Below are 14,010 nucleotides of genomic sequence, written 5' to 3' on the forward strand. Positions count from 1 at the left end.
TGACCCCCTAAAAAATGGTTGACCTTTTGAAGGATGGAGGGTTAAGAAATTAACCCTGCCTTTGCGAAGAACGCTTCGCGAAGGGAATTGAAAAAAGCTTGAAAAAAGCGCTTGACGGTGGGGATACGAGTCGATAGAGACGTTTCCTCTTGCCGGAAGGCTAAAGGATCTTTGACAAATAAATAGCGAGTTGGAGCAAATAGAACTTGAATTAAGGTTTTATAAAGCAACATGGTTGCTTGAAGTTATACGTAACTGGAGAGTTTGATTCTGGCTCAGAATGAACGCTGGCGGCGTGCCTAACACATGCAAGTCGTACGAGAAAGGGGCTTCGGCCCTGAGTAGAGTGGCGCACGGGTGAGTAACGCGTGGGTAATCTACCCTTGGATTTGGGATAACTCTGCGAAAGTGGAGCTAATACCGGATAGTCTGGCTTTAATTAAGAAGTCGGTAAAGGATGCCTCTGCATATGCATTCGTCCGAGGATGAGCCCGCGTCTCATTAGCTAGTTGGTAGGGTAATGGCCTACCAAGGCAACGATGAGTAGCTGGTCTGAGAGGATGATCAGCCACACTGGAACTGAAACACGGTCCAGACTCCTACGGGAGGCAGCAGTGGGGAATATTGCGCAATGGGCGAAAGCCTGACGCAGCAACGCCGTGTGAGGGATGAAGGCTTTCGGGTCGTAAACCTCTGTCGGAAGGGAAGAACGGGCATTGGTCTAATAGGCCTTTGTTTTGACGGTACCTTTAGAGGAAGCACCGGCTAACTCCGTGCCAGCAGCCGCGGTAATACGGAGGGTGCAAGCGTTATTCGGAATTACTGGGCGTAAAGCGCACGTAGGCGGCCTTGTAAGTCAGGGGTGAAATCCCACGGCTCAACCGTGGAACTGCCTTTGAAACTGCAGGGCTTGAATCCTGGAGAGGGTGGCGGAATTCCTGGTGTAGGAGTGAAATCCGTAGATATCAGGAGGAACACCGGTGGCGAAGGCGGCCACCTGGACAGGTATTGACGCTGAGGTGCGAAAGTGTGGGGAGCAAACAGGATTAGATACCCTGGTAGTCCACACCGTAAACGATGGATACTAGGTGTCGGGGACTTGATCTTCGGTGCCGTAGCTAACGCGTTAAGTATCCCGCCTGGGGAGTACGGTCGCAAGGCTGAAACTCAAAGAAATTGACGGGGGCCCGCACAAGCGGTGGAGTATGTGGTTTAATTCGATGCAACGCGAAGAACCTTACCTAGGCTTGACATCCTGGGAATCCTGCAGAGATGCGGGAGTGCCCTTCGGGGAATCCAGAGACAGGTGCTGCATGGCTGTCGTCAGCTCGTGCCGTGAGGTGTTGGGTTAAGTCCCGCAACGAGCGCAACCCCTATTCTCAGTTGCCATCACGTAATGGTGGGCACTCTGTGGAGACTGCCCGGGTTAACCGGGAGGAAGGTGGGGATGACGTCAAGTCATCATGGCCCTTACGCCTAGGGCTACACACGTACTACAATGGTGGGTACAAAGGGCAGCGAAACCGCGAGGTCGAGCGAATCTCAAAAAACCCATCATAGTCCGGATTGCAGTCTGCAACTCGACTGCATGAAGTTGGAATCGCTAGTAATCCCGGATCAGCATGCCGGGGTGAATACGTTCCCGGGCCTTGTACACACCGCCCGTCACACCACGAAAGTCGGTTCTACCCGAAGTCGCCGGACTAACCCTTGGGAGGTAGGCGCCTACGGTAGGGCTGGTAATTGGGGTGAAGTCGTAACAAGGTAGCCGTAGGGGAACCTGCGGCTGGATCACCTCCTTATCAAGAATTCTCCAACTCGCTATTTATTTGCAAGGTTTCTTGCCTTGCGGATTTATACATCCAAGCCAAATGGGCTTGTGATCATTGACAGACAAATAGGTGAAGAGAAGAGAGTTAAGATGTTAAGGGCATACGGTGGATGCCTTGGCGTCAGGAGGCGATGAAGGACGTGGAAGGCTGCGATAAGCCTCGGGGAGCCGTCAAGCAGGCTTTGATCCGGGGATTTCCGAATGGGGCAACCCGGCTAGAGTAATGTCTAGTCATCCAATTGCTGAATACATAGGCTTTTGGAAGCGAACTCGGGGAAGTGAAACATCTCAGTACCCGAAGGAAGAGAAATCAAGAGAGATTCCGATAGTAGCGGCGAGCGAACTCGGAAAAGCCTAAACCGTGTGGCTTCGGCCATGCGGGGTTGTAGGGCTCCAACACGTGATCCATGAGTAGATAGCAGAACGTACTGGAAAGTGCGGCCATAGCGAGTGAGAGCCTCGTATGCGAAATCGAATAGTGGCACATGGAGTACCTGAGTAGGGCGGGACACGAGAAATCCCGTTTGAATCTGGGAGGACCATCTTCCAAGGCTAAATACTCCCTGACGACCGATAGTGTACCAGTACCGTGAGGGAAAGGTGAAAAGAACCCCTGTTAGGGGAGTGCAATAGAACCTGAAACCGTATGCCTACAAGCAGTGGGAGCACCTTCGTGGTGTGACCGCGTGCCTTTTGCATAATGGGCCAGCGAGTTAATCTGTAGTGCGAGGTTAAGCCGATGAGGTGTAGCCGTAGCGAAAGCGAGTCTTAAATGGGCGACTAGTACTGCGGATTAGACCCGAAGCCGGGTGATCTATCCATGAGCAGGTTGAAGCTTGGGTAAAACCAAGTGGAGGACCGAACCGTTGTAAGTTGAAAATTACTCGGATGACTTGTGGATAGGGGTGAAAGGCCAATCAAACTCGGTGATAGCTGGTTCTCTCCGAAATATATTGAGGTATAGCCTCAGGAGTTTACTTGCGGAGGTAGAGCACTGAAAGGGCTAGGGGGCTTACCCGCTTACCAAACCCTATCAAACTCCGAATGCCGTAAGTTAAGATCCTGGGAGTCAGACCGCGGGTGATAAGGTTCGTGGTCGAGAGGGAAAGAGCCCAGACCGACAGCTAAGGCCCCCAAATCCATACTAAGTGGGAAAGGAGGTGAAGTCGCATAGACAGCCAGGAGGTTGGCTTAGAAGCAGCCATCCTTAAAAGAAAGCGTAATAGCTCACTGGTCTAGCGACTTTGCGCCGAAAATGTAACGGGGCTAAGTATGGTGCCGAAGCTTCGGAATCAGGTTAATACCTGGTTGGTAGGAGAGCGTTCCCATCTGGGATGAAGGTAGATTGGAAAGTCTGCTGGACTGATGGGAAGTGAATATGCTGGCATGAGTAACGATAAAACAGGTGAAAAACCTGTTCGCCGTAAACCCAAGGTTTCCTGGGTAAAGTTAATCTTCCCAGGGTTAGTCGGCCCCTAAGGCGAGGCTGAAAAGCGTAGTTGATGGGAAACGGGTTAATATTCCCGTACCTGCATATGTTCGTTTGAACGATGGGGGGACGCAGGAAGGTAGGTCATCCGGGTGTTGGATATCCCGGTGCAAGCTGGTAGGGATGAGACATAGGCAAATCCGTGTCTCTTTATCCCGAGAAGTGATGCCGTGTCGTAAGACAGAAGTGATTGAGCCTCTACTGCCGAGAAAAGCCTCTAAGTGAGAAGATATGCAGACCGTACTGTAAACCGACACAGGTGGGTGGGGTGAGTAACCCAAGGCGTTTGAGAGAACTCTGGTTAAGGAACTCGGCAAAATTACCCCGTAACTTCGGGAGAAGGGGTGCCATTTGGGGTGAGCGTATTTACTTCGCAAGCTTCGAGTGGTCGCAGAGAAATGGCGGTGGCGACTGTTTACTAAAAACATAGGACTCTGCTAAGTCGTAAGACGACGTATAGGGTCTGACGCCTGCCCGGTGCTGGAAGGTTAAGAGGAGATGTCAGCGCAAGCAAAGCATTGAATTGAAGCCCCAGTAAACGGCGGCCGTAACTATAACGGTCCTAAGGTAGCGAAATTCCTTGTCGGGTAAGTTCCGACCTGCACGAATGGCGTAACGATCTCCGCACTGTCTCGACCAGAGACTCAGTGAAATTGAATTGGCGGTGAAGATGCCGTCTCCCCGCAGAAAGACGGAAAGACCCTGTGCACCTTTACTATAGCTTGACATTGGATCTTGAACTATCATGTGTAGGATAGGTGGGAGACTGTGAAGCGGGTACGCTAGTATCTGTGGAGTCAACCTTGAAATACCACCCTTGTTAGTTTAGGACTCTAATCCCTCGCCGTTATCCGGCAGGGAGACAGTGTCTGGTGGGTAGTTTGACTGGGGCGGTCGCCTCCCAAAGAGTAACGGAGGCGCGCAATGGTTCCCTCAGGCTGATTGGAAACCAGCCGTTGAGTGCAAACGCATAAGGGAGCTTGACTGCGAGACAGACATGTCGAGCAGGTACGAAAGTAGGTGTTAGTGATCCGGTGGTCCCGCATGGAAGGGCCATCGCTCATCGGATAAAAGGTACGCCGGGGATAACAGGCTGATCGCATCCAAGAGTTCACATCGACGATGCGGTTTGGCACCTCGATGTCGGCTCATCACATCCTGGGGCTGGAGCAGGTCCCAAGGGTACGGCTGTTCGCCGTTTAAAGTGGTACGCGAGCTGGGTTTAAAACGTCGTGAGACAGTTTGGTCCCTATCTTCTGTGGGCGTAGGAGAATTGAGTGGGTCTGTTCCTAGTACGAGAGGACCGGAATGGACGATTCCCTAGTGGACCTGTTGTCACGCCAGTGGCATAGCAGGGTAGCTATAATCGGAATGGATAACCGCTGAAAGCATCTAAGCGGGAAACCAGCCACAAGATAAGTTCTCCCTTGTCGCAAGACACTGAAGATCCCAGGCAGACCACCTGGTAGATAGGCCGGAAGTGTAAGCGCAGTAATGTGTTCAGCTGACCGGTACTAATAGATCGTGAGTCTTAACTCTCTCTCTTCACCTGTTTCTCTTATATATTTCGTCCTGGTGACCACGGCGGAGGGGAACCACCCGATTCCATTCCGAACTCGGAAGTTAAGACCTCCAGCGCCGATGATACTGCCAGTCCACTGGTGGGAAAGTAGGTCGTCGCCAGGACCTTTTTTTTCTCTTCTCTTGAAAGGTGGGACTTATATCAAGTCGCCACCTTTTTCTTATTTGGTCCTTCCGGAAACGCTGTAAGCGCGTGAACCGTCCTTATTATCCCACTATCAATCCCCGCATGGACACCGACCCCAGCGTCACCCGGTCATTGAAGAACGCCACCGGTTCTCCCTCGCCCGCCGCTCCCAGGACGTAGAGCAGGGGCAGGTAGTGTTCTTCTGTTGGAATGGCCTGACGGGCGTGGGGTAATTTTTCGTAATGCACCAGTGTCTGGTGGTCTGCGGCGCTAATCCGCTCGGCCATGGCCCTGTCGCTTTCCACGGCCCAGTCGAATCCCTCTTCCTGCCAGGCCATGAGCCGCAGATTGTGGACCATGTTGCCGCTGCCCAGGATCAGCACATCCTCCCTGCGCAATTCGCCGAGTTCCCTGCCCAGTTTGTAGTGAAAATCCGGTGGTGCGCCCGCGTCCAGGCTGAGTTGCACTACGGGGATGTCCGCCTTCGGATACATGCGGCAGAGCACGGACCAGGCGCCGTGATCCAGCCCCCATGATCGGTCCGGCCGTATGCGGGTCGAACGCGCCATAGACATTACCCTGTCTGCCAGTTCCGGAGAGCCCGGAGCTGGATACCGCATGTTTTCCAGGGCCGCCGGGAAGCCGGAGAAGTCGTGGATGCTCGCGGGATTTTCCATGGTCGTCACGCAGGTTCCGTCCGTTTCCCAGTGCGCGGAAACGCAGACGATGCCTTTGGGCCGCGGCAGTGACCTTCCCAGATTCGACCAGGTCCGGCTGAATTCATTGTCTTTGATGGCGTTCATGGGGTTGCCGTGGCCAACGAACAAGGCGGGCATGGTCATGGTCTTTCTCATGGCTTGATGTTGGTGAAGACACGGGTCCAGGCCAGGGTCAGAGCGATGGAGAAGAGGGCGGCAACGATACCGAGCGCTACATCGTACATGGGCGGAGCGGCCAGGGCCAGTCGGATGAACAGCGTCGACAGGGCGTAGCCCGAGTTGCGGAAGACCGCGTGAAACGAGGGCCTAAAGCACTGGGAGATGAGTACCACCAAAATGTCGGTGAATATGAGCAGGGTGTAGAAGACCGGGAAGAAATCGATGTGGGGCCGGCCCGTGACCATGTTGTAGAGGTTGTTAAGGCCCAGGACAAAAAAGGTGATGAGGATCAAAAGGGCGATGCCTTTTTTCGCGGCCACGAATCGAAACAGGTCGTGGGGCAGCCCCTTGTCCTGTTTCTTGTCGGGTTGGAGGCGATAATAGACCCCGAGCAGGGCGAAAATGACCAAAGCTCCGAAGCCGTATCCAAGAATGTGCAAGACAGGAGTCAATTCCGTGCCGACGGTGATGGGCTCGGCAAAGTAGGACAACTCCTTGAAGGCATCGCGCAGCAGAATAAGCGAGAGAATTTCGAACTGCTTGCCCACGGATTTGGAAAAGGAGCAGGGCAGGGTGAAGATGAGGCTCACGACCTCAAGGATCAGCACCAGCGTGAAGGCCAGGTTCACGGCATGAAAATGATTGGTGGGCGTGTGCGCGGCCAAAGCGGCAGGGAGCAGGCCTTGCCGGTTCAGTTCTATGCTGACGAGAGCGCCTAGGAACACGACCACGAGCCCCAGGGCAAAACGCCGGTGCATACGCTCATGCTCCCAGAAATGATGCAGGGGATCGAATATGTAGGTGAAGCGCTCAAACAGAAAATCCATGGACTGGGCTCCAACTTTTATAAATATCTGGATGTGATGGATACGACTTCGCTGAGATAGGATTTTCGTACGTCGTCGCTGACCGCGCACAGGCTGCCGAAAAAGGCATGGTGCAGGACTTCCATCCCGCAAAGCTCGAAGATGCCCGTGTTCGTGGTCAGGGACATGGCTTCGTGCATGCCCTGAGAAGTGTAGAAGGGGCTGGGCAAGCCGGTCGTGTTGAAGATGAGAACTTTTTTTCCGCCCAAAAGTCCTTTTACGCTGTCCCCGTGCAGGGAGTAGGCAAAATCCTGGCAGAAGACCCTGTCAACGTACCCCTTCAGCATGGCCGGCATACCCGCCCACCATACCGGGTAGACAAAGGTCAGCGTGTCGGCCCAGGTGATGAATTCCTGCTCCTGCCTGACGTCTTGCGGGACCGTTCCCGCCGGGTCGTCCATGTCCCTTTTGCACAATACCGGATTGAAGGCGATCCCGTACAGGTCTCGGCAGCTTGTGTCGTGTCCCAGTGCCTCGGAAACAGCCTGCACCGAATCGGCGATGGCGCGGTTGAAGCTTGCGGCGCTGGGGTGGCAGAAAATGACGAGGTGGTTCATGGCATCCCCTTATCGGTGCATACGTTGTGTTGAATCGGCCCGAACGGACTCCCCGGCCTTCCCGGAAAAAGAACTCGGGACTATGGAGCACCATACGACAAGGGTGAAAATCTTGAAAGCGATATTTGTCCAGCACGAAGTTCTCGACACAAAGATTCATTGCAGGTCAGGTTTGTCGAACGAGGGCTAGAATCTGGTCGGCATCCGGGATGCGTCTGGTCTGTTGTTTGGAATATATCAGCATGTCGTCGAGCAGAATTTCGAAGTCGCCTCTGCTTCCTTGTGAGAGGGTGACGGTGGCCCCTGCATCGACGCGTAATCTGTCCGCAAGACTTGCGGCGCGTTTTTCATAGCCCGCTCATAAGCCGCAGTAGACGATTTGTATCTGCATTGTGTTACCCCTGGATGTCTTCGTGCCTACTTCTGAAAGAATTCCGATTGCTTGAGCTCGCCCCCTTCAAAGGTCAGGACATAATAGCCGCCGCTGGCCTCATAGGTCAGTTGCGTGATGTAGAGCAGGCGTTCTCCGCCGCTTCTCGTGGTGCTTTTGACTTCACCGATGCGGTCTTCCCACAGAGGATCGCCGCATTTTTGGCGTACCTTGGTGATGATGGTGCCGGGCGTCATGAGGTCGCCCTGGCAGCGCATGTCCGCAGCCTGGGCCGGGTGCGCAAAAAATAAAAGCAGGGCAAGAAAAAAAAAGTGCTTTCTCATTGAGCTGTCTCCGATTAATTATGTGTGGAGGTATTCTAGACCGCAACAGAATCACGAGTAAAGAGGACATTATGAACTACCGAGTCGAGAAGGACTCTCTTGGAGAACGCAAGGTGCCGGAACACGCCTATTACGGGGTACAGACCGTGCGGGCCATGGAAAATTTTCAGGTCACGGGGATTCCCATTTCCCATTATCCGCTCCACATTGAGGCCTTGGCGTGCATCAAGCAGGCCGCGGCCCTGGCCAATCTGGAACTGGGCATTTTGGATCCGGAAATCGCCGATGCCATCATGGCGGCCTGCCGGGAAGTGCGCGAAGGGAAGCTGAATGACCAGTTCGTGGTCGACGTGATCCAGGGCGGGGCCGGGACCTCGGTCAACATGAACGCCAACGAGGTCATCGCCAACCGGGCACTGGAATTGCTGGGCCATGCCAAGGGCGAGTACGGGTTCTGCCATCCCAACAACCACGTCAATCTGTCCCAGTCCACCAACGACGTGTATCCAACGTCGCTGCGGATCACGGCCATCTGGAAGATCCGGGAGCTTGTGCGCAGCATGGGGGATCTGGTCGACGCCCTGGCCTGCAAGGGCGAGGAGTTCGCCGATGTGCTCAAAATGGGCCGCACCCAGCTGCAGGATGCCGTGCCCATGACCCTCGGCCAGGAGTTCACGGCCTGGGCCGTGACCGTGGGTGAGGATATCGACCGCGTGCAGGAGTGCCGCAAGCTCCTGATGGAGATCAACATGGGCGCGACGGCCATCGGCACCGGAATCAACACCGTTCCGGCCTACGCCGCCTTTGTGTGCGAGAAGCTGGCGCACATCACGGGTCTGCCCCTGACCAAATCCCCGAATCTGGTCGAAGCCACTTCGGACACCGGGGCTTTCGTGCAGCTTTCGGGCGTGTTCAAGCGCGTCGCGGTCAAGCTCTCCAAGATCTGCAACGATCTGCGCCTGCTTTCCTCCGGCCCTTATGCAGGGCTGGGCGAAATCAACCTGCCGCCACGGCAGCCGGGTTCGTCCATCATGCCCGGCAAGGTCAATCCGGTCATTCCGGAGATGGTCAACCAGGTCTGCTTCCAGGCCATCGGCAACGACCTGACCGTGACCATGGCCGCCGAGGCCGGGCAACTGGAGCTCAATGTCTTCGAACCTATCATCGCCTTCAACCTCTTCCAGACCATGGACATGTTGCTGCGGGCCATGCGTATTTTAAAAGACCGCTGCATCGTCGGCATCACCGCCAACCGTGAGCGCTGCGCCCAGATGGTGCGCATGTCCGCCGGGATCGTGACCGTGCTCGTGCCGTATCTTGGCTACGACGAGGCCGCCGCCATCGCCAAGGAAGCGGCCATGACCGGGAAGACCGTGTACGATCTGGTGCTGGAAAAGGGGCTCATGACCATGGAGGAGCTGGAGGACGCCCTCGACCCCATGAAGATGACCCACCCGCGCATGGTCCGGGGGACGCGGCGCTAGCCGTCCTTGTTCTCCGTCCAGATGGCGGCGATGTGCGCGGCCGCGCTCGTGATGAGGCGGTCGTCGCCGCGCCGTGAGAGCCAGGTCAGGCACAGCGGCACCTGAATCTCGCCCGGCTCCCAGATCACGCCCGCGCCCTGCCGGACCACATCCTCGGCCTCGCTCCTGCGCAGGAGCGTCACGCCCATTCCTCCCATGGCCAGCTCCTTGACGATGTTCTCGTCCACGGCATCGGTCACCGTGTTGGGCCGGACGCCGGCCTCGTCCATGCGCTTCTGGCAGAGCAGATGGAACGGGCACTGGCAGGTGGTCCAGATCCAGGGCATGGCCGCGACGGCGGGCCAGTCCAGGGCGGCAGGGTCGCCTGCCAGGTGGCGCGGCACGACCACGCTGACCGGGGTGGTGGCCAGCTGGAGCGAGCGGACTCCGGGTGAGAAGCTGGTGCCGAAGGCGAAGCCCATGTCCATCTCGCCGCGCTTGAGCATGGCCTCGGTGGACAGGGTCTGGCTGATGCAGAAGGTCAGGGTCACCTGCGGCAGGGTGGTGGTGAAGGCGCGGATGACCCGGTTCAGGCGCAGGAATGTCGGATCGGTGTTGAGGCCGATGCTGAGCTTTCCGGCCACCTCTTCCCGCAGGCTCATGGCCGTGCGCCCCAGCTCCGTCGTTTTTTCGAGTACGGTTTCGGCGTGAGGCAGCAGCGTTTCCCCAGCCCTGGTCAGGCGCATGCCCTTGGCCTGGCGCGCGAAGAGCGCGACCCCAAGCTCCTCCTCCAGGTTCTTGATCTGGGTGGACAGGGCGGACTGGCTCAGATGCAGCGCCTCGGCCGCGCGAGTCAGGTTGCCCGTGCGGGCCACGGTCTGAAAAGCGGTGAGTTGGTGGAATTCCATTCTTGCTCCGTTCGAAACATTCGAACGCTCGTTTCGCAAATCCATATTGGATTTGTCAAACCTCGGTCGTTATTTCGGCGTGCAGACAAGGAGCACCCCATGCGCACGCGAAAACTCGGACCGGTTCTCTTGACCGGCTTTATCATCGGCCCCATCCTCGGTTCAGGCATCATCATCCTTCCGCCCCTGGCCTACGGGTTGCTCGGAAGCTGGGCTCTGCCGGCCTGGGTGGCCATCACCCTCATCGGCGCGCTCTTCGCCGCAGTGTTCGGCAACCTGAGCATTCTCTTCCCCGGCGACAGCGGGGTCAGCCAGTGCGTGGCTCTCGCGTTCGGACCCCGGGCCAAGATTCTGACCGCCTATTTTCTCATGGGCGCGGTCTGCGTGGGACCAGTGGCGGTGGCGCTCACCGCAGCCAGGTACCTGGGCCTTGGCGGCATCCTCGCCGACGAGATTGTGGCCATGGGACTAGTTGTGATCATCTGGACCCTGCTCCTGCGCCGGATCGCGTCCCTTGGGACCGCGGCCTTCATCCTGTCCTCGGTTTCGGCGGCCCTCCTGCTGGTCGGAGGGGTCGGCTGCCTGATTGCGATGCCGGCTGTCCAGCTGCCATCGGAACCCTTCGAGCCGACTCGCTTCGGCTATGGCCTGCTGCTCCTCTTCTGGACCGTGGTGGGTTGGGAGATCATCGGCAATTATTCGGCCGAGATCCGTGACCCCGGGCGCACCATTCCGCGATCGGTGGCCCTCAGTGTCGTGGTCATCGCCAGCGTGACGCTGACCGTGGCCGCGGCCATGCAGAGTGTCGGCGGACAGACAATGGCGGGCATTCTTGCGCCGGTCTTCGGACCCGGCAGCGTGGTGCTCCTGTCCGTGCTGGCCGTGGCGCTTTGCCTGGTCACGGAGCTGGCTTTCACCGGCGCAGTGTCGCGGCTCATGGCGGCTCTGGCCGTTGAAGGGGCCTTGCCCGCGTTTTTGGCTCATCGCAACACGAGCGGAGCTCCGGCCATTGCGGCCACGGCGCTGACCGTCATCCATCTGTCCGTGCTGGCCTTGAGTCTGGCCGGGGTGCTGAGCGTGGAGAAGATGGTGGCTCTGGCCAACGGTTTCTTTCTGGCCAACGCCATCATGGCTCTGCTGGCCGGGGCGCGGGTTCTGGGATCGCGGGGCATGCGGGTGTCGTCGGCACTGCTGGCTGCCGTTCTTGGCTGCGTGTTGGCCATGTCGTCCTGGCCCCTGCTGCTCGCGCTGGCCGGCGTGACCTGGTGGGTGCTCGGCAGGCGGGATGTATCGACCCACGCTTTGATCGTGGATGAGAATCGGGTTCTTGATCCCGACTGAGCCGGATAAAGCATGAGGCCAGGAAGAATGGAGAATTTGCGGGCCTTGACGAAAGGCATGCGAATCGCCATTTTTAGAAAATGTTGCGATCAGTGTTGAGTGAACTCTTCCGCTACCTGCAGGTGGCCCCCTTCCCGCATCTGACTACGGTCAAGGTCTCGGCCCTGGCGGCGTTGTCTGCCGGTGAGGCGTGGTTTTTCCTTGAGCAGCCCGAGTTTTCCTGGGTTGCCTGGGTTTGGATTGTGCTGACCGGGCTTTTTACCTGGGGCGTGATCCTGTGCCAGGCGGACGCCTTTTCCCGCTACCGCGAATTCAAGAGACTACGTCGTCTGTTGCGCCGCTACGGGTTCAGACCCGGAATTTTCCGGCTGGTGGCAGCGTCCCGCTGCCAGCGCGACGCCGCTCTCCTGGCCGCCCGTGAGACCGGCTGCCGCGCGCAGGCACGGAATGTTTTCCGCGAACTCGGATACCGCTGGTACCACATCCTGCCCGACGCCATCGTGGCCAACCCTTTCATCTTCTTCCATCCCAGATTCCTGCGTTCCACCTTTGTTCCGGGCAAGCGTTCCTGACGAGAGCGCCGTTGCCCCTGTTCCGGCATGTCCATGCGCTGCCGCAAAAAAAAGGAGCCTCGAAGGCTCCTTGAAACGCGGGATGTGAGGGAGGGTTACCAGTTTTCGGCCAATTCCTCAAAATGTGCCTGGGGATGGTCGCAGGCCGGACAGCGCTCGGCGGCTTTTTCACCGGTGTGCACATAACCGCAATTGCGACAGCGCCAGGTGATCTTCTTTTCGCGCTTGAAGACGCGGCCTTCCTCGATGTTTTTGGCCAGGGCCAGATAGCGGCGCTCGTGCTCCTTTTCGGCCACGCTGATGGCCGCCATGATGGAGGCGACCTCGGGAAATCCTTCCTCTTTGGCGGTCTTGGCGAAATCCGGATACATGTGTCCCCATTCGTGGTTCTCGCCTGCGGCGGCCTCGCGCAGATTCTCCAGGGTCGTCCCGATGCGGCCGGCGGGGAAGGCTGCGGTAATCTCGACCTCTCCGCCTTCAAGCAGCTTGAACAGCGTCTTGGCATGGGCCATCTCCTGCTCCGAGGTCTCGGCAAAAATTTCGGAGATCTGCACGAAGCCTTCTTTGCGGGCCTGCTTGGCAAAGAAAGAGTAGCGATTGCGCGCCTGGGATTCTCCGGCAAAAGCGGTCAGAATATTTTTTTCGGTCTGCGTTCCTTTTAGAGATTTCGACATAAATCCTCCATGTTTGAAATTAACCCCTCTTTTATCAGCGAGATAATTTTTTGTCAAAATATTAAGAATTATTCTTGATAGAAAATAGCTGCCTGATTTTTCGAGACTTCGGCAAGCCTGGTCCGCCAGGACCCCGGTCTTGACGCTCGCGGGATCGTGTTTATGTAGTTGCCATCGTAACGATTGGAGGTATGCAGTATGGTTATCGATTTCAGTACATACTATGATTTACCCCGTAACATGGATAGTTTTTTCGAAGAATTGTGGCGGCCAAGTACGCTGAGCCAACGACGCATTTCCTACCCGCCAGTCAATATCAGCGAGGGAGAGGAAGAAATTGTCGTCATGTCGGAAATTCCTGGAATGGATACAGAAGACGTCGAGCTGACCTTGAATGAGAAGAGCCTGATCATCCGGGGTACAAAAAAGAACGAAGTCGGCAATTACTATAGGCAGGAACGTCCGACCGGGAGCTTCCAGAGGATTATAAATCTGAACGTTCCCGTGCGTGCGGAGGCGATCAAGGCCTCCATGAAGGACGGGGTGCTGCGGGTTGTTCTGCCCAAAGTCAAGGAAAGTCACCCGCTGACCATCGCTATTGATGCCCAGTAAGTGCTGCAAGAAGGAGACGAGCCCATGACAAACGATATGGAAAAAAAGACAGCCCCGACCCTGCCTCGGTTCCGCCCCAACACTGACGTGCTGGAGCGAGAGGACGGCTTCCACATTTTCGTGGACATGCCCGGAGTGGGCAAGGACGGCTTGTCAATTGATCTGCGGGATAACGAGCTGGAGATTCGCGGCAAGGCGGTCTACCCTCGTGAGGAAAACGCCAAGGCCCTGCATGTGGAGTTTGGGGACGGGGAATACGTCCGCGCTTTCACCATCTCCGACGGCGTGGACCGGGAAGGCATAAAAGCCAGCCTGAAGAAAGGTTTGCTTGAAGTCTTCCTGCCCAAGGCGGCCCGCTTCAAGCCTCGACGTATCGAGATTCAGGCAGGATGATAGT

The 14,010-nt window shown here is 56.7% G+C and carries 11 protein-coding genes, 3 rRNA genes and 1 pseudogene; 8 read left to right on the forward strand and 7 right to left on the reverse strand.

Annotation, left to right across the window (positions count from 1 at the left end; translation table 11 throughout):
• The first annotated feature begins 252 nt into the window (after window positions 1–252).
• The 3 genes from DBAC_RS17265 (at window position 253) to rrf (ending at window position 5,006) form a co-directional block, all read left to right on the forward strand.
• Window positions 253–1,802, forward strand: a 16S ribosomal RNA gene (locus tag DBAC_RS17265).
• Window positions 1,803–1,914: 112 nt separating this feature from the next.
• Window positions 1,915–4,859 (forward strand): 23S ribosomal RNA (locus DBAC_RS17270).
• 32 nt (window positions 4,860–4,891) lie between these two features.
• Window positions 4,892–5,006: ribosomal RNA gene (gene rrf / locus DBAC_RS17275) — 5S ribosomal RNA — on the forward strand.
• The 16S, 23S and 5S rRNA genes sit together here, the layout of an rRNA operon.
• 102 nt (window positions 5,007–5,108) lie before the next feature.
• On the opposite strand, the gene ygiD is transcribed toward rrf, so the two are convergent.
• The 5 genes and pseudogenes from ygiD to DBAC_RS17295 all read right to left on the reverse strand — a co-directional run bounded on the left by ygiD (window position 5,109) and on the right by DBAC_RS17295 (window position 8,043).
• Window positions 5,109–5,870, reverse strand: coding sequence for a 4,5-DOPA-extradiol-dioxygenase (gene ygiD, locus DBAC_RS17280; protein ID WP_015775610.1), 762 nt, complete (start codon window positions 5,868–5,870; stop codon window positions 5,109–5,111).
• 8 nt (window positions 5,871–5,878) lie between these two features.
• Window positions 5,879–6,733: a hypothetical protein gene (locus DBAC_RS17285; protein ID WP_015775611.1), complete on the reverse strand. Its 855-nt coding sequence runs from the start codon at window positions 6,731–6,733 to the stop codon at window positions 5,879–5,881.
• Between the two features lie 17 nt (window positions 6,734–6,750).
• Window positions 6,751–7,329: an NAD(P)H-dependent oxidoreductase gene (locus tag DBAC_RS17290; protein ID WP_015775612.1), complete on the reverse strand. Its 579-nt coding sequence runs from the start codon at window positions 7,327–7,329 to the stop codon at window positions 6,751–6,753.
• Between the two features lie 166 nt (window positions 7,330–7,495).
• Window positions 7,496–7,672 (reverse strand): annotated as a pseudogene (locus DBAC_RS20070) (Rdx family protein); the annotation flags it as partial.
• A gap of 74 nt (window positions 7,673–7,746) precedes the next feature.
• Window positions 7,747–8,043 carry a DUF2845 domain-containing protein gene (locus DBAC_RS17295; protein ID WP_015775613.1) on the reverse strand — a complete coding sequence of 99 codons (297 nt, stop codon included), beginning with the start codon at window positions 8,041–8,043 and terminating at the stop codon, window positions 7,747–7,749.
• Window positions 8,044–8,114: 71 nt separating this feature from the next.
• On the opposite strand from DBAC_RS17295, the gene aspA reads away from it, so the two are divergent.
• Window positions 8,115–9,527 carry an aspartate ammonia-lyase gene (gene aspA, locus DBAC_RS17300; RefSeq protein ID WP_015775614.1) on the forward strand — a complete coding sequence of 471 codons (1,413 nt, stop codon included), beginning with the start codon at window positions 8,115–8,117 and terminating at the stop codon, window positions 9,525–9,527.
• On the opposite strand, the gene DBAC_RS17305 is transcribed toward aspA, so the two are convergent.
• Window positions 9,524–10,414 (reverse strand): LysR family transcriptional regulator, encoded by an 891-nt coding sequence (locus DBAC_RS17305; protein ID WP_015775615.1) that lies wholly within the window; start codon window positions 10,412–10,414, stop codon window positions 9,524–9,526. The genes aspA and DBAC_RS17305 overlap by 4 nt on opposite strands.
• A 99-nt stretch (window positions 10,415–10,513) precedes the next feature.
• On the opposite strand from DBAC_RS17305, the gene DBAC_RS17310 reads away from it, so the two are divergent.
• Entirely contained in the window at window positions 10,514–11,755 is a 1,242-nt protein-coding gene (locus DBAC_RS17310; protein WP_015775616.1) for an APC family permease, read from the forward strand.
• Window positions 11,756–11,847: 92 nt separating this feature from the next.
• Window positions 11,848–12,327 (forward strand): hypothetical protein, encoded by a 480-nt coding sequence (locus tag DBAC_RS17315; RefSeq protein WP_228644911.1) that lies wholly within the window; start codon window positions 11,848–11,850, stop codon window positions 12,325–12,327.
• Window positions 12,328–12,422: 95 nt separating this feature from the next.
• Here DBAC_RS17315 and rbr read toward each other — a convergent pair whose 3' ends face one another.
• The gene (rbr, locus tag DBAC_RS17320; protein ID WP_015775618.1) at window positions 12,423–13,001 is read right to left on the reverse strand and encodes a rubrerythrin; all 579 of its coding nucleotides are present in this window, start codon (window positions 12,999–13,001) and stop codon (window positions 12,423–12,425) included.
• Window positions 13,002–13,199: 198 nt separating this feature from the next.
• Here rbr and DBAC_RS17325 point away from each other — a divergent pair, with 198 nt between their 5' ends.
• Together DBAC_RS17325 and DBAC_RS17330 are read left to right on the forward strand one after the other, a co-directional pair.
• On the forward strand, window positions 13,200–13,613 hold the full coding sequence (locus tag DBAC_RS17325; protein ID WP_015775619.1) for an Hsp20/alpha crystallin family protein: 414 nt from the start codon (window positions 13,200–13,202) through the stop codon (window positions 13,611–13,613).
• Between the two features lie 24 nt (window positions 13,614–13,637).
• Window positions 13,638–14,006 (forward strand): Hsp20/alpha crystallin family protein, encoded by a 369-nt coding sequence (locus DBAC_RS17330; RefSeq protein ID WP_015775620.1) that lies wholly within the window; start codon window positions 13,638–13,640, stop codon window positions 14,004–14,006.
• Window positions 14,007–14,010 lie beyond the last annotated feature (4 nt).

The organism is Desulfomicrobium baculatum DSM 4028 (genome assembly GCF_000023225.1).
GTDB lineage: Bacteria > Desulfobacterota > Desulfovibrionia > Desulfovibrionales > Desulfomicrobiaceae > Desulfomicrobium > Desulfomicrobium baculatum.

What these genes read in the sequence shown, in the direction of transcription:
- DBAC_RS17285 (WP_015775611.1), bottom strand. Translation starts at nt 6,733, where the DNA reads ATGGATTTTCTGTTTGAGCGCTTCACCTACATATTCGATCCCCTGCAT.
- ygiD (WP_015775610.1), bottom strand. Translation starts at nt 5,870, where the DNA reads ATGACCATGCCCGCCTTGTTCGTTGGCCACGGCAACCCCATGAACGCC.
- DBAC_RS17330 (WP_015775620.1), top strand. Translation starts at nt 13,638, where the DNA reads ATGACAAACGATATGGAAAAAAAGACAGCCCCGACCCTGCCTCGGTTC.
- aspA (WP_015775614.1), top strand. Translation starts at nt 8,115, where the DNA reads ATGAACTACCGAGTCGAGAAGGACTCTCTTGGAGAACGCAAGGTGCCG.
- DBAC_RS17325 (WP_015775619.1), top strand. Translation starts at nt 13,200, where the DNA reads ATGGTTATCGATTTCAGTACATACTATGATTTACCCCGTAACATGGAT.
- DBAC_RS17290 (WP_015775612.1), bottom strand. Translation starts at nt 7,329, where the DNA reads ATGAACCACCTCGTCATTTTCTGCCACCCCAGCGCCGCAAGCTTCAAC.
- DBAC_RS17305 (WP_015775615.1), bottom strand. Translation starts at nt 10,414, where the DNA reads ATGGAATTCCACCAACTCACCGCTTTTCAGACCGTGGCCCGCACGGGC.
- DBAC_RS17310 (WP_015775616.1), top strand. Translation starts at nt 10,514, where the DNA reads ATGCGCACGCGAAAACTCGGACCGGTTCTCTTGACCGGCTTTATCATC.
- rbr (WP_015775618.1), bottom strand. Translation starts at nt 13,001, where the DNA reads ATGTCGAAATCTCTAAAAGGAACGCAGACCGAAAAAAATATTCTGACC.
- DBAC_RS17295 (WP_015775613.1), bottom strand. Translation starts at nt 8,043, where the DNA reads ATGAGAAAGCACTTTTTTTTTCTTGCCCTGCTTTTATTTTTTGCGCAC.